The organism is Streptomyces sp. a15 (assembly GCF_059026085.1).
The window spans coordinates 1-18,979 of the sequence record NZ_JBWLKM010000069.1 but is presented as its reverse complement, the minus strand read 5'-3'; the positions used below and the strand labels follow the sequence as shown (position 1 = coordinate 18,979).

Annotated in this window: 20 protein-coding genes and 1 pseudogene; 14 read left to right on the top strand and 7 right to left on the bottom strand. The window is 71.3% G+C overall.

Annotated elements, in window-relative coordinates:
- The first annotated feature begins 58 nt into the window (after nt 1-58).
- From AC5P09_RS39985 to AC5P09_RS39970, 4 genes are all read left to right on the top strand, one after another.
- Nucleotides 59-703: a UdgX family uracil-DNA binding protein gene (locus tag AC5P09_RS39985; protein ID WP_493878610.1), complete on the top strand. Its 645-nt coding sequence runs from the start codon at nt 59-61 to the stop codon at nt 701-703.
- A 90-nt stretch (nt 704-793) separates the two neighbouring features.
- Nucleotides 794-1,315, top strand: coding sequence for a GNAT family N-acetyltransferase (locus AC5P09_RS39980; RefSeq protein WP_493878609.1), 522 nt, complete (start codon nt 794-796; stop codon nt 1,313-1,315).
- Between the two features lie 157 nt (nt 1,316-1,472).
- Entirely contained in the window at nt 1,473-1,781 is a 309-nt protein-coding gene (locus AC5P09_RS39975; RefSeq protein ID WP_493878608.1) for a DUF4229 domain-containing protein, read from the top strand.
- Nucleotides 1,782-1,819: 38 nt separating this feature from the next.
- Nucleotides 1,820-2,482: a TetR/AcrR family transcriptional regulator gene (locus AC5P09_RS39970; RefSeq protein WP_493878607.1), complete on the top strand. Its 663-nt coding sequence runs from the start codon at nt 1,820-1,822 to the stop codon at nt 2,480-2,482.
- Here AC5P09_RS39970 and AC5P09_RS39965 read toward each other — a convergent pair.
- Nucleotides 2,464-3,303 carry a MaoC/PaaZ C-terminal domain-containing protein gene (locus AC5P09_RS39965; RefSeq protein WP_493878606.1) on the bottom strand — a complete coding sequence of 280 codons (840 nt, stop codon included), beginning with the start codon at nt 3,301-3,303 and terminating at the stop codon, nt 2,464-2,466. The genes AC5P09_RS39970 and AC5P09_RS39965 overlap by 19 nt on opposite strands.
- A gap of 256 nt (nt 3,304-3,559) precedes the next feature.
- Here AC5P09_RS39965 and AC5P09_RS39960 point away from each other — a divergent pair, with 256 nt between their 5' ends.
- Entirely contained in the window at nt 3,560-5,476 is a 1,917-nt protein-coding gene (locus AC5P09_RS39960; RefSeq protein WP_493878605.1) for an AMP-dependent synthetase/ligase, read from the top strand.
- Here AC5P09_RS39960 and AC5P09_RS39955 read toward each other — a convergent pair.
- Nucleotides 5,430-5,861: an SgcJ/EcaC family oxidoreductase gene (locus tag AC5P09_RS39955; RefSeq protein ID WP_493878604.1), complete on the bottom strand. Its 432-nt coding sequence runs from the start codon at nt 5,859-5,861 to the stop codon at nt 5,430-5,432. The two genes, AC5P09_RS39960 and AC5P09_RS39955, sit on opposite strands and share 47 nt — an antisense overlap.
- A gap of 104 nt (nt 5,862-5,965) precedes the next feature.
- On the opposite strand from AC5P09_RS39955, the gene kstD reads away from it, so the two are divergent.
- Nucleotides 5,966-7,759: a 3-oxosteroid 1-dehydrogenase gene (gene kstD, locus AC5P09_RS39950; RefSeq protein WP_493878603.1), complete on the top strand. Its 1,794-nt coding sequence runs from the start codon at nt 5,966-5,968 to the stop codon at nt 7,757-7,759.
- An 18-nt stretch (nt 7,760-7,777) separates the two neighbouring features.
- On the opposite strand, the gene AC5P09_RS39945 is transcribed toward kstD, so the two are convergent.
- The 3 genes from AC5P09_RS39945 to AC5P09_RS39935 are packed head-to-tail and all read right to left on the bottom strand — an operon-like array spanning nt 7,778 to nt 9,518.
- Nucleotides 7,778-8,440, bottom strand: a complete 663-nt coding sequence (locus AC5P09_RS39945) for a class I SAM-dependent methyltransferase (protein WP_493878602.1) — start codon at nt 8,438-8,440, stop codon at nt 7,778-7,780.
- A gap of 53 nt (nt 8,441-8,493) precedes the next feature.
- The gene (locus AC5P09_RS39940) at nt 8,494-8,808 is read right to left on the bottom strand and encodes an AzlD domain-containing protein (RefSeq protein ID WP_493878601.1); all 315 of its coding nucleotides are present in this window, start codon (nt 8,806-8,808) and stop codon (nt 8,494-8,496) included.
- A complete protein-coding gene (locus AC5P09_RS39935; RefSeq protein WP_493878600.1) occupies nt 8,805-9,518 on the bottom strand; it encodes an AzlC family ABC transporter permease in 714 nt (237 codons plus the stop codon). Before AC5P09_RS39935 ends, AC5P09_RS39940 begins: the two co-directional genes overlap by 4 nt.
- A 68-nt stretch (nt 9,519-9,586) precedes the next feature.
- Between AC5P09_RS39935 and AC5P09_RS39930 the strand changes: the two genes are divergently transcribed.
- Nucleotides 9,587-10,159 (top strand): helix-turn-helix domain-containing protein, encoded by a 573-nt coding sequence (locus tag AC5P09_RS39930; protein ID WP_493878599.1) that lies wholly within the window; start codon nt 9,587-9,589, stop codon nt 10,157-10,159.
- Between the two features lie 118 nt (nt 10,160-10,277).
- Here AC5P09_RS39930 and AC5P09_RS39925 read toward each other — a convergent pair whose 3' ends face one another.
- The gene (locus AC5P09_RS39925; RefSeq protein ID WP_003992177.1) at nt 10,278-10,481 is read right to left on the bottom strand and encodes a cold-shock protein; all 204 of its coding nucleotides are present in this window, start codon (nt 10,479-10,481) and stop codon (nt 10,278-10,280) included.
- Between the two features lie 342 nt (nt 10,482-10,823).
- On the opposite strand from AC5P09_RS39925, the gene AC5P09_RS39920 reads away from it, so the two are divergent.
- The 5 genes from AC5P09_RS39920 (at nt 10,824) to AC5P09_RS39900 (ending at nt 16,225) form a co-directional block, all read left to right on the top strand.
- On the top strand, nt 10,824-11,672 hold the full coding sequence (locus AC5P09_RS39920) for a menaquinone biosynthetic enzyme MqnA/MqnD family protein (protein WP_266435385.1): 849 nt from the start codon (nt 10,824-10,826) through the stop codon (nt 11,670-11,672).
- Nucleotides 11,673-11,735: 63 nt separating this feature from the next.
- Nucleotides 11,736-13,442, top strand: coding sequence for a serine/threonine-protein kinase (locus AC5P09_RS39915; RefSeq protein WP_493878598.1), 1,707 nt, complete (start codon nt 11,736-11,738; stop codon nt 13,440-13,442).
- A complete protein-coding gene (locus AC5P09_RS39910; RefSeq protein ID WP_493878597.1) occupies nt 13,439-14,248 on the top strand; it encodes a prepilin peptidase in 810 nt (269 codons plus the stop codon). Before AC5P09_RS39915 ends, AC5P09_RS39910 begins: the two co-directional genes overlap by 4 nt.
- 74 nt (nt 14,249-14,322) lie before the next feature.
- The gene (gene mqnC / locus AC5P09_RS39905; protein ID WP_493878596.1) at nt 14,323-15,522 is read left to right on the top strand and encodes a cyclic dehypoxanthinyl futalosine synthase; all 1,200 of its coding nucleotides are present in this window, start codon (nt 14,323-14,325) and stop codon (nt 15,520-15,522) included.
- 7 nt (nt 15,523-15,529) lie between these two features.
- Nucleotides 15,530-16,225: an amidohydrolase family protein gene (locus AC5P09_RS39900; RefSeq protein WP_493878595.1), complete on the top strand. Its 696-nt coding sequence runs from the start codon at nt 15,530-15,532 to the stop codon at nt 16,223-16,225.
- A 43-nt stretch (nt 16,226-16,268) separates the two neighbouring features.
- On the opposite strand, the gene AC5P09_RS39895 is transcribed toward AC5P09_RS39900, so the two are convergent.
- The gene (locus tag AC5P09_RS39895) at nt 16,269-17,297 is read right to left on the bottom strand and encodes a chitinase (RefSeq protein ID WP_493878594.1); all 1,029 of its coding nucleotides are present in this window, start codon (nt 17,295-17,297) and stop codon (nt 16,269-16,271) included.
- 402 nt (nt 17,298-17,699) lie between these two features.
- Here AC5P09_RS39895 and AC5P09_RS39890 point away from each other — a divergent pair, with 402 nt between their 5' ends.
- Entirely contained in the window at nt 17,700-18,023 is a 324-nt protein-coding gene (locus AC5P09_RS39890; protein WP_493878593.1) for a hypothetical protein, read from the top strand.
- A gap of 8 nt (nt 18,024-18,031) precedes the next feature.
- Nucleotides 18,032-18,907, top strand: a pseudogene (locus AC5P09_RS39885) (polysaccharide deacetylase family protein); the annotation flags it as partial.
- Between the last annotated feature and the right edge of the window lie 72 nt (nt 18,908-18,979).

Sequence of the window (18,979 nt, the reverse complement as noted above, 5' to 3'; positions counted from 1 at the left end):
CCCCACGCACCCGCGGACGACATGGGTCCGAACCCCCCACGGCGGGTACTCGGGACCCATGCCTCCCGAGGACGCATACACCGCCGAACCCTTCGTCCCGGACGGCGGCGGCCTCCCCGCCCTGCGCCGCGCCGCCGCCGAGTGCCGGGGCTGCCCCCTGCACCGGGACGCGACACAGACCGTGTTCGGGGCGGGGGCGGCCGACGCCCGCGTGATGCTCGTGGGGGAGCAGCCCGGGGACCAGGAGGACAGGCAGGGCAAGCCCTTCGTCGGGCCGGCCGGGAAGCTGCTGGACCGGGCGCTGGCGGAGGCGGGCATCGACCCCGGCGAGGCGTATGTCACCAACGCCGTGAAGCACTTCAAGTTCACGCAGGCCGAGCCCCGCAAGCGCCGGATCCACAAGGCGCCGTCCCTGCGGGAGATGACCGCGTGCGGGCCGTGGCTCGTCGCCGAGCTGGCCGTCGTGGAGCCGGAACTGATCGTGGTGCTCGGTGCCACGGCCGGCAAGGCGCTGCTCGGGTCGTCGTTCCGGGTCACGCAGGTGCGCGGGACGGTGCTGGAGGAGGAGATCCACGGGCACGCGGAGCGGCTGGTGCCCACCGTGCACCCGTCCTCGGTGCTGCGGGCGGACGACCGGGAGGCCGCGTATCGCGGGCTGCTCTCCGATCTGCGGGTCGCGGCCCACGCCCTCGGGCCCGGGTGAACCGCCGGCCACAACGCGCTCAGCTCGCGCCCATGAAGGCCTTCGACCCGCAGACGGGCGTACGGCAGGCCGAACTTAAACTTGCCGACCATGGAGCTCATATTCCGGCCTGACCCCGACCTCACGCCCGAGCGGCTCGACGAGCTGACCCGGCTGTGGACGGACGTCAACAACGCGGGCGGAGCGGTCGGCTTCGTCGGCGACACCACGTACGAGGACGTACGGCCCGAGACCGACCGGTACGCGGAGTCGGTCGCGGCCGGACGCCACCGCCTGATCGCCGGGCTCGACCCGGACGGGCGGCTGCGCGCCACCGCCTTCCTCGGCCTCAACGCGCACCGCCTCCAGGGCCACTACGCCTGGCTGACCACCGTCATGGTCGACCCCTCCCTCCAGCGCGGCGGCCACGGCCGGGCCCTGCTCGCGGCGGCCGAGGAGCACGCCCGCGACCTCGGCCTGGAGGCGCTCAAGCTGACCTGCCGGGGCGGGATGGGCCTGGAGGACTTCTACGCCTCCGTCGGCTACAAGGAGGTGGGCCGGGTGCCGGGCGGGCTGCGGGTCGCCGCGGACGACTACCGGGACGACATCATGATGTGGCTTCCCCTGAACTGAGACCGGTACCGATGAACTGAGACAGGTACCGATGAACTGAGACCGGTACCGAGGCCCTCTCCTGAACGGCGACACCCCCTGCAAGATCGCATGCCGGGCGTGCTTCACTGGATGGTGCGTTCGGGAACATTCGGTCGGAACGGAAGAGTGGATTGAGATGCTCCGCTACACACTGATGCGCCTCGGGATCTTCGTGGGCTGCCTCGTGGTCGTCTGGGGCCTCGTCTATTCCGGTGTGGTCCCGCGCGGCCTGGGCGAGTCCAACGGCATGTGGGTCGTCCTGCTCGCCCTCGTGCTCTCCGCCCCGATCAGCTTCGTCGTGCTGCGCAAGGAGCGGGACCGCGCCTCTCTCCAGGTCGTCCAGAAGGTGGACCGCATGAAGTCCAACTTGGACGCCAACCGCAGCCAGGAGGACGGGGCCGACGACAGCGCCCGGGCGCAGGGACAGGCTCCCCAGGCCTCGTAAGAGAGCCGCTCACGGCCGTACCCAATTAGTCTTCCGGTATGGGTGCCGTGAAGAGCAAGCGGATGCCGCGCGCCGTCCGTGAGCAGCAGATGCTGGACGCCGCCGTGCGGACCTTCGGGCAGCGCGGGTACATGGCCGCGTCGATGGACGAGATCGCCGAACTCGCGGGCGTGTCCAAGCCGTTGGTGTATCTGTACCTGAACTCGAAGGAAGACCTCTTCACCGCCTGCATCCGCCGTGAGGCGAAGGCCCTCACCGTGGCCGTCCGGGCCGGCGTCGATCCGGCCCTGTCCGCCGACCGCCAACTCTGGGACGGTCTTCGGGCGTTCTTCACCCACACCGCGCGGCACCCGGACGCCTGGTCGGTCCTGCACCTCCAGGCCCGCACCCACGGCGAGCCGTTCGCCGCCGAGGTCGCCTCGATGCGCGAGGAGATAGTCGCCTTCGTGACCGGGCTGATCGTCGTCGCCGCCCGAGCGGCCCACCGCGACCCCGACCTCGCCGAACGCGAGGTCGCCGGTCTCGCCGAGGCCCTGGTCGGCGCCGCCGAGTCCCTCGCCGCCTGGGCCAACGCCACGCCCGGCGTCAGCGCCCGACAGGCGGCGGCGACCCTGATGAACTTCGCGTGGGCGGGGCTGGGGAACCTGATGGACGGGAGCCCGTGGTCACCGCCGGAGCCGGTTCACGAGGCGATCGGGTAGACCCCGCCGCTCACATGCACCCGGCCTCCGCCGCGCAGTTCGAACCGCTCGCCGTCCGCGGCGTACGTCACCGTGCCCGGCAGCGGCACGGGTGCCTTGAACTCCGCCCGCACCAGGGCGGCTTGCGGAGTTCCGTGCGCGGCCAGGCAGCGGGCCACGGTCCACATGCCGTGCGCGACGGCCCGGGGGAAGCCGAAGAGGCGGGCGGTGAGCGGGTGCAGGTGGATGGGGTTGCGGTCGCCGGAGACCGCGCCATAGCGCCGCCCCACGTCACCTGCCAGCCGCCACTCGGCGACGGCGGGCAGCGGCTCGTCGGCCGGCACGCTGGTCTGAGCGGTACGGCCGTCCGTGCGGTGCCGGGCCAGATACGTGCTCCTCGACTCCCACACAACGCTCCCGTCCGCCCGCACCTCGGTGATGACGGCCGCCTCCGTACCGCGTCGGTGCGGCGCCAATCCGTCGACGTACACGGTGAGTTCGTACTCCCCGGTGGCCGCGAGCGCGGTGTGCTGTGCGATCTCGACCGACGTATGGACGAGCCCGAGCAGCGGCAGGGGGAAGTCCCGTCCGCTCATCAGGCGCATCGCGAGCGGAAAACCCAGCACATGTGGATACGTCACCGGCAGCGCGTCGTCCCCGGTCGCGAAGCCGCACACCCGCTCGTACGCCGCGAGCCGGGCGAGGTCGACGCGCAGGCCGGGCAGCACCAGCCGAGTGCCGGGGAATTCGGCGGCCGGGCGGGGCCGCTTGAAGGGGGACAGCAGGGCGCCGCGCGCGAGGAGGGGCGCGAGGGCGGGGGACCGGGTGAGGACGACGGACACCGACCTAATGTTACCGCAGGTAATGCCACGTCACATGGGGCGAACCTGAGGGTCGCTCACATAACCTCCGAGGTTGCACATCCCCGGCTCCGGACCACCTCCGAACCCGCACGAACCTTCCACGCGGGCCCCGTACCATCACCGTCTTAACCCGCGGTAACCCGTCAACCGCGCACCGCTGGTGAACGCCCTGGTATGCCCCGTGCGTACCACATGCAGCAGAGCGGAACGCTGCTGCACGCCTCAGGAGCTGCCCATGTCCCTCTCCTACACGTCCGGTCACGACTACGACGGCGCGCCCGTGCTCGTGGAACCGGAGATCCGGCGGCTGGACGGAGAGGTCCGGGAGGTCTCCGTACCGCCGATGGTCCCGCCGCCGAGCCACGGATCGCTCGCCGACCTGCCCTTCGACAACGCCGACACGGCGCCCGAGCACCGGGTGCTCAGCCGCCGTACGGCGGAGGGCGGCTGGGCGGACGTCACGGCGGCCGAGTTCGCCGGGGAAGTGCTCGCCCTGGCCAAGGGGATGATCTCGGAAGGGATGATGCCGGGCGACCGGATCGCGATCATGGCGCGGACGACGTACGAGTGGACGCTCCTCGACTTCGCCGCGTGGGCCGCCGGCCTGGTCACCGTCCCGATCTACCCGACCTCCTCCGTCTACCAGACCCGGTGGATCCTCCAGGACTCGGGCGCGGTGGCCCTGGTCACGGAGACCGTCGCCCAGGCATCCGCGCTGGGCCCGGAACTCAGCCAGGTCCCCGACCTGCACCACCTGTGGATCCTCGAGAAGGGCCACCTGGAGCGCGTGGCCGAACTCGGCCAGGGCGTCGCCGACCAGGAGATCGCCGTACGGCGTGGGGTGCTGGTCCCGGACACGCTCGCCACCATCGTCTACACCTCGGGCACCACCGGCCGCCCCAAGGGCTGTGCGCTCACGCACGGCAACTTCCTCGCGGAGGTCGACAACGCGATCGAACTCCTGCACCCCGTCTTCAAGTCGAAGACGGCGTCCGAGGACTTCGCCACCCTCCTCTTCCTTCCCATGTCACACGTCTTCGGCCGCATGGTGGCCGTCGCCTGCATCCGCGCCCGGGTGCGTCTGGGCCACGCGCCGAGCCTGCAGGCGGAGGACCTGCTGGCGGACCTCGGCAGCTTCAAGCCGACGTTCCTGCTGGTCATCCCGTACATGCTGGAGAAGGTCTTCAACAACGCGCGCGCCAAGGCGGAGAGCGGCGGCCGCGTCAAGGTCTTCGACCGCGCGACCAACGTGGCCTGCCGCTACGCCGAGGCGGTCGAGGCCCGCCTGGCCGGCACGGGCTCCGGCCCAGGCGCCTCCCTCAAGGCGGCCCGCGCCTTCTACGACCCCATGGTCTACCGCCGTATCCGCAGCGCCATGGGCGGCCGCATCCGCCACATCATCTCCGGCGGCTCCCCCCTCGGCCGCCGCCTCGCGGCCTTCTACGCGGGCGCTGGCATGGAGATCATCGAGGGCTACGGCCTCACCGAGTCCACCGGCGCCGCCACGGTCACCCCGCCCCTCAAACCCCGCCTGGGCACGGTCGGCTGGCCGTTGCCCGGCACCAGGATCCGCATCGCCGCGGACGGCGAGATCCTCCTGAGCGGCGGCCAGGTCTTCCGCGGCTACTGGGACCCGCACGGCAGCGGCCTCATCCCCGCCTCCCCCGACGGCTGGTTCCAGACGGGCGACATCGGCCGCCTGGACGACGAGGGCTACCTGATGATCACGGGCAGGAAGAAGGAGATCCTGATCACGGCGGGAGGCAAGAACGTGGCCCCGGCCCCCTTGGAGAACTGGCTCCGCTCCCACCCCCTGATCTCCCAGTGCATGGTCGTGGGCGACACCCGCCCCTACATCTCCGCCCTCATCACCCTCGACATGGACGGCGTCACCCACTGGCGCCGGATGAACGGCAAACACCCGGTCCCGGCGGAACTCCTCGTGAACGACGAGGAGTTGCGCGCGATCCTCCAGCGGGCGGTGGACGAGGCCAACAAGCTCGTCTCCCGCCCCGAGTCCATCCGCCGCTTCACCATCCTCCCGGTGGACTTCTCGGAGCGGGCCGGCCACCTGACCCCGTCGATGAAACTGCGCAGGGAAGCGGTCATGAAGGACTTCGCGCAGGAAGTGGAGGGGTTGTACGAGCGGTGAGCGAGCCGGCGCGGCCGACCCGTGGAGGTCGCCACTCGCCGTTCTCCTTGGACATCACGTACATCGGGCTGCCGGGGTTGCCGAGTGGCTCGCCGTCGGGGGTCCGGTACTGGGCGCGGACCTTCACGGCGGCCACGTCGGGCCGGATGAACAGCACGTGTTCCACCTCGTAGGTCACCGTCGACTCGCGCATGGCGCCGGGGAGGACCTGACGCGTGAAGGCGGCGATGTCCTCCCGCCCGAAGAGTCGCCGCCCGTGTCCCGTCGTCCAGATCGCGTCGGCGCGGAACAACCCGACGAACTCCTCCGGGAGTTCGTTCCGTTGGGCGACTGCTCTGTCGTCGTCATGCGGCGATCCTCGTACCTCAAGTCCGGTCGAGGTCAAGGCTGTTGTGGTCGGCGCACGGCTCTTGACTTCACAAGACCCCCGCGCGACGTTTCCGTCCCCTCATCCCTTGAATTCGTTGCCGAGCGGGCTGGAGTGTTGCCATGACCACGAGCGCGGACCGCGTGAGATCAGGCGTCAGGCTTACTGGACGCCCGTCCCGAAGACACCTCCTGGCAGGCGCCGCCGGTGCCGGCCTCGCCGTCGCCACCGGGGTGCAGCAAGGGGCCCGGGCGGCCGATCTGCCTCCGCTCGGTACGTACGACGTCGTCGTCATCGGGTCCGGCGCCGCCGGGATGACGGCCGCGCTCGCGGCCGCCAAGCGGGGGCTGAGCTGTGTCGTGGTCGAGAAGGCCGCCACCTTCGGTGGCTCGGCCGCCCGCTCCGGTGCCGGGATCTGGGTCCCGAACAACCCGGTGATCCTCGCCGCCGGAGTTCCCGACACCCCTGCCAAGGCGGCCGCCTACCTGACCGCTGTGGTCGGGGCGGACGTCCCCGTCGACCGGCAGCGGGCCTTCCTCGCCCACGGGCCCGCCATGATCTCCTTCGTCATGGCCAACAGCCCCCTGCGCTTCCGCTGGATGGAGGGATACAGCGACTACTACCCGGAGCTTCCCGGCGGCCTCCCGAACGGCCGTTCCATCGAGCCCGACCAGCTCGACGGCAACCTCCTCGGCGCCGAACTCGCCCGCCTCAACCCGCCGTACCTCGAAGTCCCGGCCGGCATGGTGGTCTTCAGCGCCGACTACAAGTGGCTCGCCCTGACCGCGGTGAGCGCGAAGGGCGTCGCCGTCGCCGCCGAGTGCCTGGCCCGCGGCACGAAGGCCGCCGCGCTCGGCCAGAAGCCGCTCACCATGGGGCAGTCGCTCGCGGCGGGGCTGCGCCTCGGACTCCGGACCGCAGGCGTGCCGGTCTGGCTCGGCACCCCGCTCACCGAGCTGTACGTCGAGGGCGGGGCGGTGGCCGGAGCCGTGGTCACCAAGGGCGGCACCCCGGGGCTCGTCCGCGCCCGGCGCGGGGTCGTCGTCGGCTCCGGCGGGTTCGAGCACAACGCGGCGATGCGGGCGCAGTACCAGAGGCAGCCGATCGGCACCGAGTGGACCGTCGGCGCGAAGGAGAACACTGGGGACGGAATCCGGGCGGGGCAGCGGCTGGGTGCCGACCTCGCCCTGATGGACGACGCCTGGTGGGGGCCCGCCATCCCGCTCCCCGGCCAGCCGTACTTCTGCCTCGCCGAACGCACCCTTCCCGGCGGGCTGCTGGTCAACGCGGCGGGGCGTCGGTTCGTCAACGAGGCCGCCCCCTACGGCGACGTCGTCCACACCATGTACGAGCGGAACCCGACCGACCCCGACATCCCGGCCTGGCTGATCACGGACCAGAACTACCGCAACCGCTACCTCTTCAAGGACGTGGCGCCGACCTTCCCGTTCCCGGACGACTGGTACACCTCCGGTGCCGCGCACAAGGCCTGGTCCCTGGACGCCCTGGCCGCCGCCATCGGCGTGCCCGCGGCCGCCCTCCGTGCCACCGTCGACCGCTTCAACTCCCTCGCGGCGAAGGGCGACGACACCGACTTCGGGCGCGGCGACAGCGCGTACGACCACTACTACACGGACCCCGCCGTCCTCCCCAACTCCTGCCTCGCGCCCCTGTGGCTGCCCCCGTACCACGCCTTCCGCATCGTCCCCGGCGACCTCGGCACCAAGGGCGGCCTGCGCACCGACGCCCGGGCCCGCGTCCTGCGCCCCGACGGCTCGGTCATCCCCGGCCTGTACGCCGCCGGGAACGCCAGCGCCGCCGTGATGGGCCACAGCTACGCGGGGGCGGGCTCGACGATCGGTCCGGCGATGACCTTCGGGTACATCGCGGCACTGGACCTGGCGGGCGCGCTCTAGGACCTGCCCGGCCAGGCCCTAGCCGGCGGCCTCCAGCGGCTTCCTCACGATCAGGGACGCCTGCGGGGTCGGCTCCCCGCGCGCCTCGTCCGGCTCCCGCACCGTCCGCGCGACGGGGGCGAACCCCGCCGCCGACAGCAACTCGGCGATGTCCTCCGGCCGCCTGCGCTGGAAGTCCAGCGACACCGGGTGGCCGAAGGGGCGGTCGTGGTGCCGGGGCTTGTCGCCGACCTGGAAGGCGACGAGCAGATGGCCGCCGGGGGCCAGGACGCGGTGGAACTCGGCGAAGAGGTCGGGCAGCCGGTCCACAGGGGTATGGATGGACGAGTACCAGGACACGACCCCCGCGAGCGCCCCGTCGGCAAGCCCCAGCTCCAGCATCGAGCCCTGCTCGAAACGCAGGCCGGGGTTCTCCCGGCGGGCCACCGCCAGCATCGACTCGGACAGGTCGAGCCCGAACACGGACAGGCCGAGCGAGGCGAGGTGCGCGGTCACCTGCCCCGGCCCGCAGCCCAGGTCCGCCACCTCGCCGCCGGCTCCGACGAGTTCGGCGAACCCGGCGAGCACGGCCCGGTCCAACGGCGTCTTCGCCAGCACGTCATGGAAGAGGGTGAAGTAGTCCTCGGCGATGGCGTCGTAGAAGGTGCGGGTGTCGGTCAGGAAGGTGGTGTCGTGGGTCATGGGCGGGGACCCTAGCGGCAGCCACTGACAGCCGTGGCGACCCGACAACCGGATCAGGCCACCCCCAGCACCCGCAACCCGGCCGTCACCCCCGCCGCCCCCAGCACCACCACCGCGAACGGCGCCCGCCGCCACGCCAGTACCCCGCCCACCAGCACCCCGGCCGGCCGGGCCCACCCCGCGAAGCCGCCGCCCTCGGTCAGCGCCCCCGTGGCCAGCAGGGCCACCAGCAGCACGACCGCGCCGGCCGACAGCAGCTCCTGCGCCCGCGCCGGGAGCGTCACGCGCCCGTGGAGGACCGGTCCGACCAGCCGGAAGGCGTACGTCCCGACCGCGAGCGCCACGATCATGGCAACCGTGGCACTCATGTCGCCGACCTCTCACGCACGTTCGCCGAGTTCCTACGGCCGTACAGGGCCAGCCCCGCGAGCGCCACCAGCACCGGCACCCCCGCCGGAACGGCCGGCGTCACCGCCAGCGCCAGCGCGGCGCCGAGCACCGCGCATCGCCGTACGGCCGCACCCTCGCGGAGCGTGGGGAGGACCAGCGCGACGAGTACGGCGGGGAAGGCGGCGTCCAGGCCGTAGGTGGCCGTGTCGCCCAGCGCGCTGCCCGCGAGGGCGCCGGCGAGGACGGTCGCGTTCCACACGACGAACAGGCCGACGCCGGAGATCCAGAAGGCGGCCCGGCGCCGGGCCGGGTCCGGCTGGGCGAGGGCGAAGGCCACCGTCTCGTCGGCGACGAGGTGGGCGCCGACGAGACGGGCGAGGCGGCCCCGGCCGATGGTGTCGGCGACGGCGAGACTGAAGGCGGCCGTACGGGTGTTGAGCAGGAGACCGGTGGCCGCCGCGGCGACCGGGCCGCCCCCGGCGAGCAGCACGCCGACCGCGCTGAACTGGGAGGCGCCCGCGTACACGACGAGCGACATCACCACCGGCACCCAGACCGGGAGTCCGCCGGTGACGGCGATCGCGCCGAAGGAGACGCCGACGACGCCACTGGCCAGCCAGATGAGGGACGCGTCCCGGACCAGCTCCGGGTAGCGCCTGAGACAGGGTGTTCGCTCTGCCGTACGCATGTTCTCTACAGTGGACAGAAGAGACCGCGTTCGTCAAGGCGAACGAACATACCGATGGAGCGAACAGAATGGCCGACGGCGCGACACCCCCTGCCCGCCTCCCCCTCGACTGGATCGCCGCCTCCCTGCGCCGTGAACGCACCCGCGCCGGGCTGTCGTTGTCCGAGCTGGCCAAGCGGGCCGGCATCGCGAAGTCGACGTTGTCGCAACTGGAGGCGGGGAGCGGGAATCCGAGCGTGGAGACGCTGTGGGCGCTGGGGGTGGCGCTGGGGGTGCCGTTCAGCGCGCTGGTGGAACCGCCGACGCCCTCCGTCCGGGTGATCCGCGCCGGGGAGGGCCCGGCGGTCGCGTCCGAACAGGCGAACTACGTGGCCACGCTGCTGTCCGCCAGTCCGCCCGGGGCGCGGCGGGACATCTACCACCTGCGCGCGGAGCCGGGGGCGGCGCGTGAGTCGGAGCCGCACATTCCGGGCACGGTGGAGCATCTGGTCGTGAGCACGGGGCGGGTGAAGGCGGGGCCGCGGGGGGAGGAGGCGGAGTTGGGGCCCGGCGACTACATGACGTATCGCGGGGATGTGCCGCACTCGTACGAGGCCCTGACGGCCGGGACGACGTTCGTGCTGGTGATGCAGCACGTCTGAACCTCAGGGGGTGCAGGTCTGAACGTCAGGGGACAAAGGCAGGAGCCCCGTCGCCTTGCGGCGCGGGGCTCCTTGGGTACTGCTGTCGATTCCGGATCAGAGCTTTGGGCTCATGAACTCAGACAGGGGTGACGTTCTCCGCCTGCGGGCCCTTCGGGCCCTGGGTCACGTCGAAGGAAACCTGCTGGTTCTCCTCCAGCGAGCGGAAGCCGCTCGCGTTGATCGCGGAGTAGTGGACGAAGACGTCGGGGCCGCCGCCTTCTTGGGCGATGAAGCCAAAGCCCTTTTCGGCGTTGAACCACTTCACGGTTCCGGTAGCCATAAGCCCTCCTTGGGCCCAAAGGGTTGCCCTGCTCCAGAACCCTGCAAGTGTGAAAACAAAATGCCGCACAACTGCATACGTCTGAAAACGACTAGAGCCCGCGGTTACATGCTCCGCAGGCTCTGTACTGCAAGGGAAACCAAACTGCAACTTGCGGCGAGCCTAGCATGTGGGCAGCCGAAAGCAATAGAGGTCAAGATCACGTCACCCGGACGTTTGAAGGACCCGTTTCGGGGTTGACAGGGCGGCAGTGAAGCAGAGGTGACGCGTGAGCCACAGACAAGTCACGCTTGAGCCGTACCCGGGCCCTGCACGCTACCCCATGGGGTCTAGTGTCGCGATGTGGACATTTCTCGCACCCGGCCGCGCGTCGGCCACATCCAGTTCCTCAACTGCCTGCCCCTCTACTGGGGGCTCGCGAGAACCGGCACGCTGCTCGACTTCGAGCTGACCAAGGACACCCCGGAGAAGCTCAGCGAGCAGCTGGTGCGGGGGGACCTCGACATCGGGCCCATCACCCTGGTCGAGTTCCTCAAGAACGCGGACGACCTGGTCGCCTTCCCCGACATCGCGGTCGGCTGCGACGGGCCGGTGATGTCCTGCGTGATCGTCTCGCAGGTCCCGCTGGACGAGCTGGACGGCGCCCGGGTCGCCCTCGGCTCGACCTCCCGCACGTCCGTACGCCTGGCCCAGCTCCTCCTGTCCGACCGGTACGGCGTCCAACCCGACTACTACACCTGCCCCCCCGACCTCAGCCTGATGATGCAGGAGGCCGAGGCCGCCGTACTCATCGGAGACGCGGCGCTGCGCGCGAACCTGCTCGACGGGCCGAAGTTCGGGCTCGAAGTGCACGACCTCGGTGCGCTGTGGAAGGAGTGGACCGGGCTGCCGTTCGTCTTCGCCGTGTGGGCGGCCCGCCGCGACTACCTGGAGCGCGAGCCCGCCATCACCCGCAAGGTCCACGAGGCCTTCCTCGCCTCCCGCAACCTCTCCCTGGAGGAGGTCGGCAAGGTCGCCGAGCAGGCGGCCCGCTGGGAGGCCTTCGACGAGCAGGTCCTGGAGCGCTACTTCACGACCCTCGACTTCCGCTTCGGCGGCCCGCAGCTCGCGGCGGTCGCCGAGTTCGCCCGCCGGGTGGGTCCGACGACCGGGTTCCCGGCGGATGTGAAGGTCGATCTGCTCCAGCCATAAGGCGCGGGCGACTTCAGGACTACGCTGCTCAGGACGTGAGGCGTACGGGGGAGGGGTGACGCCATGCAGCCGCTCGGAGTCGACGAACCCACCGTCGTGGGGCCCTACCGGCTGCTCGGCCGGCTCGGCTCCGGCGGTATGGGCCGGGTCTACCTCGGCCGCAGCGCGGGCGGCCGCACGGTCGCGGTGAAGATCGTGCACCCGCACTTCGCGCTCGACGAGGAGTTCCGCGCCCGCTTCCGCCGCGAGGTCGACGCCGCGCGGCGGGTCGGCGGCGCCTGGACCGCGCCGGTCCTGGACGCGGACCCGGAGGCCCCGGTGCCATGGGTGGCGACCGCCTACGCGGCCGGCCCGTCGCTGTCCGCGGCGGTCGCGGACGGGGGTGCGCTGCCCGCGCATTCGGTACGGGCGCTGGGGGCGGGGCTCGCCGAGGCGCTGACGGCGGTGCACGAACTCGGCCTGGTGCACCGGGACGTGAAGCCGTCGAACGTGCTGCTGACCCTGGACGGCCCCCTGCTCATCGACTTCGGAATCGCGCGGGCCCTGGACGGCACGGCCTCCCTGACCTCCAGCGGCGTCTCGATCGGCTCGCCCGGCTACATGTCGCCCGAGCAGATCCTGGGCAAGGGGGCGACCGGCGCGGCCGACGTCTTCTCCCTCGGCGCGGTACTGACGTACGCGGCGACCGGGGAGGCGCCCTTCCGCGGGGACTCCTCGGCGGCGCTGCTCTACCGGGTCGTCCACGAGCCTCCCGAACTCGGCTCGCTGGACGGAGACTTGCGGCCGCTGGTGGAGGCCTGCCTGTCCAAGGAACCCGACGAGCGGCCGACGCCCGCGGAAGTGGCCCGGCGCCTGGCCCCCGAGGGCGCGGCGCGGCTGGTCGCGGGCGGGTGGCTGCCGGGGGCGCTGGTGGAACAGGTCAGCCGGGGGGCCGTACGGCTGCTGAACCTGGACACGGGGCATGAGGTGGCGTCCGGGCCGGTGGAGTTCAGCAGGACTTCGGAGGCCGCGCCGGTGATGGTGAAGCCGCCGCCGCTCGGGGAGTTCGGGCCGCCGCCGGTCATGGCTCCGACGCCGGCCCCGGCCTCCGCTCCGGTGGCCTCGCCCGGGTCCGTCCCCGAGCCCCGGGACGCGCGCGAACCCCGCCCACAGGACACCGCTCCCTCCGACCGCGGCCCCGGCAAGCTCTCCGTCTCCATCTCCGCCACGGCGGCCCCCACGCCCACCGGCCGAGGACGTCGGCTCAGCTGCACGGTGGCCCTCGCTGTCGCGGGGGCGCTGGCGGCGGTGACCGTCGGGTCGGTGTTCGTGTTCGACCTGTTGCCGGACAGCGGCAGGCCCGGCACGACCGGCGACTCCGACAGCGGCGCCCACTCCTCGACACCGAGCGCGACCACCGGCGGCGACGCGGTCGCGGTGCCGGCCCGCTACGTCGGTACCTGGGAGGGCCAGGCCGCCGCACTCGACGGCACGCTTCCCATGGGGACCTTCCGGCTGACCGTCGCTCAGGCCGACGTGGGCGAGAAGTTGGGCACACTGCGGCACACCGATGTGCTCGGCGGGGTCTGCGACGACGTACTGACCCTGAAGAGGGTGACGGACAAGCAGGTCGTGGCGACCGCCGTCGGTGCCGAGTCGAACCGGGGCGTGTGCAGCCAGGCCGCCCACACGGTCCGGCTCACGCCTGTCGGCGACGACCTTCAGTACGACTCGGACAGCGAGGACTCGGGGCGGCCGAAGGCGCGGCTGTCGAAGGTCGAGCAAGGATGACCGGTCTCTTGATCACCGTCGCCGTGGTGTGGGGGGCGGTGGCGGGGGCGCTGGTGCCGCGGGCCGCGTACCGGTTCTCGGTGCCCGCGGAGGAAACCTGGCGGGAGCGGTGTCCTGGGGGGCATCCGATCCGGGGGTGGGTCGGGCGGGCCCGGTGCGGGGAGTGTGCGGGCCGGGTTGGGGTGGGGGCGGACGCCGAGACCGTCGTAACCGCGGACACCGACGCCGAGACCGTCAGGACGAACGAGTCCGCGCACGGGACGTACGGCCCCCGCACCCCCGTCCTCGTCCTCAGCACCGCTCTCCTCTGTGCCGCCCTCGCCGCCGCCACCGGCACGCGGCCCGAGCTCGCCGTCTGGCTGCTGCTCGCGCCGGTCGGCGTGCTGCTGGCCGTCGTGGACTTCCGGGTGAAGCGGCTGCCGGACGTGCTGACGCTGCCGCTCGCCGGGGCCGCGTTGGTGCTCCTCGGGCTGGTCGCGCTGGTGCCCGAGCATGTCGGGGACTGGCCGTCCGCCGCGCTGGGCGCCCTTGCGCTCGGGGCCGGTTACTTCGTGCTGTGGCTGATCAACCCCGGTGGCATGGGCTTCGGCGATGTGAAGCTGGCGCTCGGGATCGGGGCCGTGCTCGGCTGGTACGGCTGGGGGACGGTGCTGCTCGGTACCTTCGCCGGGTTCCTGCTGGGGGCGTTGTACGGCGGCGCGCTCGTCGTGGCGCGGCGGGCCGGGCGCCGGACGACGATCCCGTTCGGGCCGTTTCTGATCGCGGGGGCGTACCTCGGGCTGCTGATCGGCGCGTACGCGGCCTGAAGTCCGTAGCCGAAAACGGCTGGCGTAGGCTGGTTCGGACCCGTCCTCACCCCTTGACGAAAGGGACGCCCCCGGTGACCGAGAAGGCCGACCTTCAGTCCGTCCTCGACCGTGCCGCCGAAGGTGGGCGCATCACTCCCGAGGAGGCGCTCCTCCTCTACCGCGACGCCCCGCTGCACGCGCTGGGCGCAGCCGCCGACGCCGTACGGCGACGCAGGTACGCGGGGACCGAGCACATCGCGACGTACATCATCGAGCGCAACATCAACTACACGAACGTGTGCGTCACGGCGTGCAAGTTCTGCGCCTTCTACGCCCCGCCCAAGGACACCGCCAAGGGCTGGACCCGCGATCTGGACGACATCCTGCGCCGGTGCGCCGAGACCGTCGAGCTCGGCGGGACGCAGATCATGTTCCAGGGCGGTCATCACCCGGACTACGGCGTCGAGTACTACGAGAAGCACTTCTCCGCCATCAAGCAGGCCTTCCCGCAGCTGGTCATCCACAGCCTGGGGGCGAGCGAGGTCGAGCACATGGCCCGGATCTCCAAGGTGAGTGTGGAGGAGGCCATCACGCGGATCCACGCGGCCGGACTCGACTCCTTCGCCGGTGCCGGTGCCGAGTTGCTGCCCGCCCGTCCGCGCAAGGCCATCGCGCCGCTGAAGGAGTCCGGCGAGCGCTGGCTGGAGATCATGGAGACCGCGCACGGGCTGGGCGTGGAGTCCACGTCCACCATGCTCATGGGCACCGGCGAGACCAACGCCGAGCGCATCGAGCACCTGCGGATGATCCGTGACGTACAGGACCGGACGGGCGGCTTCCGCGCCTTCATCCCGTACACCTACCAGCCCGAGAACAACCACCTGAAGGGCCGCACGCAGGCCACGCTCTTCGAGTACCTGCGGATGATCGCCATCGCGCGGCTGTTCATGGACAACGTCGCCCACATCCAGGGCTCGTGGCTGACCACCGGCAAGGAGGTCGGCCAGCTGTCGCTGCACTACGGTGCCGACGACCTCGGCTCGATCATGCTGGAGGAGAACGTCGTCTCCTCCGCCGGCGCCAAGCACCGCTCCAACCGGATGGAGATCATCGACCTCATCCGCAAGGCGGGGCGCGTCCCCGCCCAGCGGGCGACGACGTACGAGCACCTCGTCGTGCACGACGACCCGGCGAACGACCCCGTCGACGAGCGCGTGATGTCCCACATCTCGTCCACGGCGATCGCGGGCGGCACGGCTCATCCGGAGCTGAAGCTGCTGGCGTCCAACTGACGCCCCTGTGCTGACGATTCACGCCGCCGACCTCCTGATCACGGGGGATCGGCGGCCGCCCGTGCCCGGTGGGGCGGTACTCGTCGAGGGGCGGGAGATCGCGGCGCTCGGGCGGTACGAGGAGCTGGTCGCCGCGCATCCGACGGCTCGGGTGCGGCGCTGGCCGGGGCTTCTGACGCCCGGTCTGGTGAACGTCCATGGGCCCGAACTCCTGGAGCGGGCCTACCATCCCGATCCGCGCGAGGCCGACGAGCTGGGCACCGAGCCGCTCACCGGCGCGGGCCTCGCGGCGCTCGCCATGACCGACGCGCGGTGGGGCGCGAGCGCTCGGCGCGGAGTGCAGCGGATGCTGGCCCACGGGACCGTCGCCGTGGCGGGGAGCCTGTGGCGGCCCGGGGTCGTCGACGCCGTGTACCGGGCGGGGCTGACGGTCGAGGAGCGGTTCGAGGATCCCCCGGGCCCGCCGACGCTCGACCCGTTGGCCGGGCGGACCGGGCGGACCGGCCAGACCGGGCGGAGCCTGGCGGAGGCGATCCTGCTGCCGCTTCCGCGGGACGGTGCGGGCGGCGTCGACCGCATCGACGGCGTGGACGCGACGTTCGCCGTGTTCGACGTCCCCGACGAGGCCGCGCTCGTCAAGCGCGGAGCCGCGAGCTGCGTGGCGACGGTCATCAAGGGGCGCCTGGTGTACCGGCGCCGTTAGCCGGTTCGTGCACCGGTCGGTGGACCGGCCCTGTCGGCCGGGCTCAGCCCGCGAACGCCTGCGCGAACGCCCCCGGACTCTGCTTCACCCCGCTGCAGTCCGTCGCCGCGTCGTCCTCGCCGGAGCTGCCCTCCTCGCACTGCTGGTCGCGTTCGGTCGACCACATCGACACCCACGCGATCCCCTTCTCCTCCGCGAACGACCGCACCTGGGCCGCGTCGGAGAGCGTGAACGTCTCGTTTTCCACGTCGTTGACGCCGATCATCGAGGTCAGCGCCATGCCCCGCCAGGCGGCCGCGTCCGCGAGACCGAACACGTCCTTGAGCTGGGTGTGAGCGGCCTTCGCCGAGGTGAGTGCGTAGCCGCCCATGTCGCCGTCGTACGACTCGGCGTAGTTCATCGTCATGAGGTTGACGGTGGAGACCTGTACGTCGTGCTCGTTGGCCGACTCCAGGAGGGCGAGGCCGGCTTCGTCGAGGCCGGACGGCATGACCGGGAGCGTGAAGGAGACCTCCAGGTCGGTGCGCTCCTCCTGCAACGCCGCGATCGCCTTTGAGCGCAGGGCGACCGAGTCGGAGTCGGTGAGTTCGTCGCCCTCGATGTCGAAGTCGGCCTGGGTGGAGCCGGCCGCGTCCAGCGCCTTGCCGTACGCCTCGGCCAGTTCGGAGGCGCTGTCGCAGGTGGCCGCCAACTCCTCGCCGGAGGCGCCGCCGAAGGAGACCCGGACCGTGGCGCCGTCCTCCTTGAGCTTTGCTATCCGGGACTTCACGGACGAGTCGCCGATGGCGTGCGTCTCGTTCCACTTCGGCGTGCAGCCGCTGCCCTCTGAGATCACGAAGGCCAGGTTGTACGTCGTGGGGGAGGCGGCGGAGTCGTTGTCGGACGCGGTCGTGGCGTTGACGTAGGGGGCGTACGAGGTGGTGGAGACGGGTTCCTGGGCGGGGGACGCGCTCGACTGTGCGGGGGCGGCCGGCGCCGCGTCCGAGGTGTCGTCGGATCCCGCTGAGCATCCCGCGGTGGCCAGGGCAAACAGGCAGGTGAGCCCGGCCGCCGGTTTCAGGAAACTCCGCATTGAGTATTCTCCCGCTCTAGTGATTTCTGTCTCAGGACGGAAACAAACCGCGTTTCCGAAGTGGAAATGTCTCACACGGAGCTGAGCTCCGGGCGGACAACGACCGCACAGGCGCTTCATGGGCACAAGCGGTCAAACGGTGCTCAACGGGCGAGCAATTCAGGCATTCAACACCTTTCACTCCGCTCGAAGTTGCGCAGGCTTTCTGGGAATCTCTCAGCGAAAGAACAGGTTTCCGGGTTTCTCATGGTTCTCTCACAAGGAACCCTGAGTTTAGGCCACATAAAGGGTCCCTAATATCCGGGAATGCATTCCGAGCCTGCCATCGAAAACCGCGCTGCCGCCGCTGTCGTGCGCGGTCGCCGCCGCAAACGCGGCAACGGGTCCCCGACCGAGGGTCCCGTGTTCGTTGACAACTCCGGACGCCGCTCCAAGGCGCTGCGCCGGATCGGCCTCCTGGTCGGTGTCGTCTGCCTCGGGTACGCGGTCGTCCTGGGCATGGCCTTCATGGGCGTCGGCATCTCGGTCAACCCGTCCTCGCTGGTGCCGTTCGGCGGAGGCGGCGGGAGCGGGGCCGGGCCGGGCGGCACGGGCCCCGGCGGCTACCAGCCGCAGGGCGGCATCGGCGACCGGGGCGTCCGGCCCAGCGGTGCCCCGTCGGCGCTGCCCTCTGTCAGCCCTTCGGCCACCCCCTCGGTCACCGCCACCCCCTCGGCGGCGTCATGAGCACGAACATGAGCACGAACACGAACACGAACACGAACACGAACACGAACACGAACCCGCCCGCACGCCGCCGCCGACGTGCCCCCTCCCGGATCGAACGGGCGGCGGGCAAGGCCGCGGCGTTGCAGAAGCCACGGGTCATCCTCGCCCTGCTGCTCCTCCTCGCCCTGACCAGCATCATGCTGCTCGACGGCTATCTGCGTGCCGAGGTCGGCGGCGACCAGCGCGTACGCGACGGGGCCAGCGCCAACAAGGTGCCGGACAAGATCCTCAACGGCGGCCCGATCGTCACCTTCCGGGGCGGTCAGGCCACGACACTGTCCGTGCCGGACAAGACGATCGCGCTCACCTTCGACGACGGCCCCAACCCGACGTACACGCCCCGGGTGCTGGAGATCCTGGAGAAGTACGACATCCCCGCCACGTTCTTCGTGGTCGGCTCGATGGTCTCGCGCTACCCGGGCATCGTGAAGGACATGGTCGGGCAGGGCAACGAGGTGGGCATCCACACCTTCACCCACGTCGACCTCTCCTACCAGAGCGACGCCCGCGTCCGGCGCGAGATGGAGCAGACGCAGCTGGCGCTCGCGGGCGCGGCCGGCATCACGACCACCCTCTTCCGGGCGCCGTACTCCTCGGAGACGGACGCCATCGACAACTACAGCTGGCCGGTCTACAAGCAGCTCGGCGCGGACGGTTACACCAGCGTCTTCGTCGACACCGACAGTGACGACTGGAAGAAGCCGGGCGTCTCGAAGATCGTCAAGTGGGCCACGCCGTCGGGGACCGACGGCGCGGCGGTGCTGATGCACGACGCGGGCGGCGAGCGCGAGCAGACGATCAAGGCGCTGCCCCAGTACATCGAGAAGATGCAGGCGAAGGGGTAGGCAACTGCTCGCCGGGAAGCGTGCGTGAGGGTGATTTAGCTCGATCGTGTGATCGTCGGCTTTCGGGCT

Coding starts and splice junctions, on each gene's coding strand:
- AC5P09_RS39980 (WP_493878609.1), top strand. CDS start 794: ATGGAGCTCATATTCCGGCCTGACCCCGACCTCACGCCCGAGCGGCTC.
- AC5P09_RS39940 (WP_493878601.1), bottom strand. CDS start 8,808: ATGAGTGCCACGGTTGCCATGATCGTGGCGCTCGCGGTCGGGACGTAC.
- AC5P09_RS39910 (WP_493878597.1), top strand. CDS start 13,439: ATGACCGGTCTCTTGATCACCGTCGCCGTGGTGTGGGGGGCGGTGGCG.
- kstD (WP_493878603.1), top strand. CDS start 5,966: ATGACCACGAGCGCGGACCGCGTGAGATCAGGCGTCAGGCTTACTGGA.
- AC5P09_RS39975 (WP_493878608.1), top strand. CDS start 1,473: ATGCTCCGCTACACACTGATGCGCCTCGGGATCTTCGTGGGCTGCCTC.
- AC5P09_RS39945 (WP_493878602.1), bottom strand. CDS start 8,440: ATGACCCACGACACCACCTTCCTGACCGACACCCGCACCTTCTACGAC.
- AC5P09_RS39985 (WP_493878610.1), top strand. CDS start 59: ATGCCTCCCGAGGACGCATACACCGCCGAACCCTTCGTCCCGGACGGC.
- AC5P09_RS39930 (WP_493878599.1), top strand. CDS start 9,587: ATGGCCGACGGCGCGACACCCCCTGCCCGCCTCCCCCTCGACTGGATC.
- AC5P09_RS39960 (WP_493878605.1), top strand. CDS start 3,560: ATGTCCCTCTCCTACACGTCCGGTCACGACTACGACGGCGCGCCCGTG.
- AC5P09_RS39895 (WP_493878594.1), bottom strand. CDS start 17,297: ATGCGGAGTTTCCTGAAACCGGCGGCCGGGCTCACCTGCCTGTTTGCC.
- AC5P09_RS39935 (WP_493878600.1), bottom strand. CDS start 9,518: ATGCGTACGGCAGAGCGAACACCCTGTCTCAGGCGCTACCCGGAGCTG.
- AC5P09_RS39970 (WP_493878607.1), top strand. CDS start 1,820: ATGGGTGCCGTGAAGAGCAAGCGGATGCCGCGCGCCGTCCGTGAGCAG.
- AC5P09_RS39915 (WP_493878598.1), top strand. CDS start 11,736: ATGCAGCCGCTCGGAGTCGACGAACCCACCGTCGTGGGGCCCTACCGG.
- AC5P09_RS39925 (WP_003992177.1), bottom strand. CDS start 10,481: ATGGCTACCGGAACCGTGAAGTGGTTCAACGCCGAAAAGGGCTTTGGC.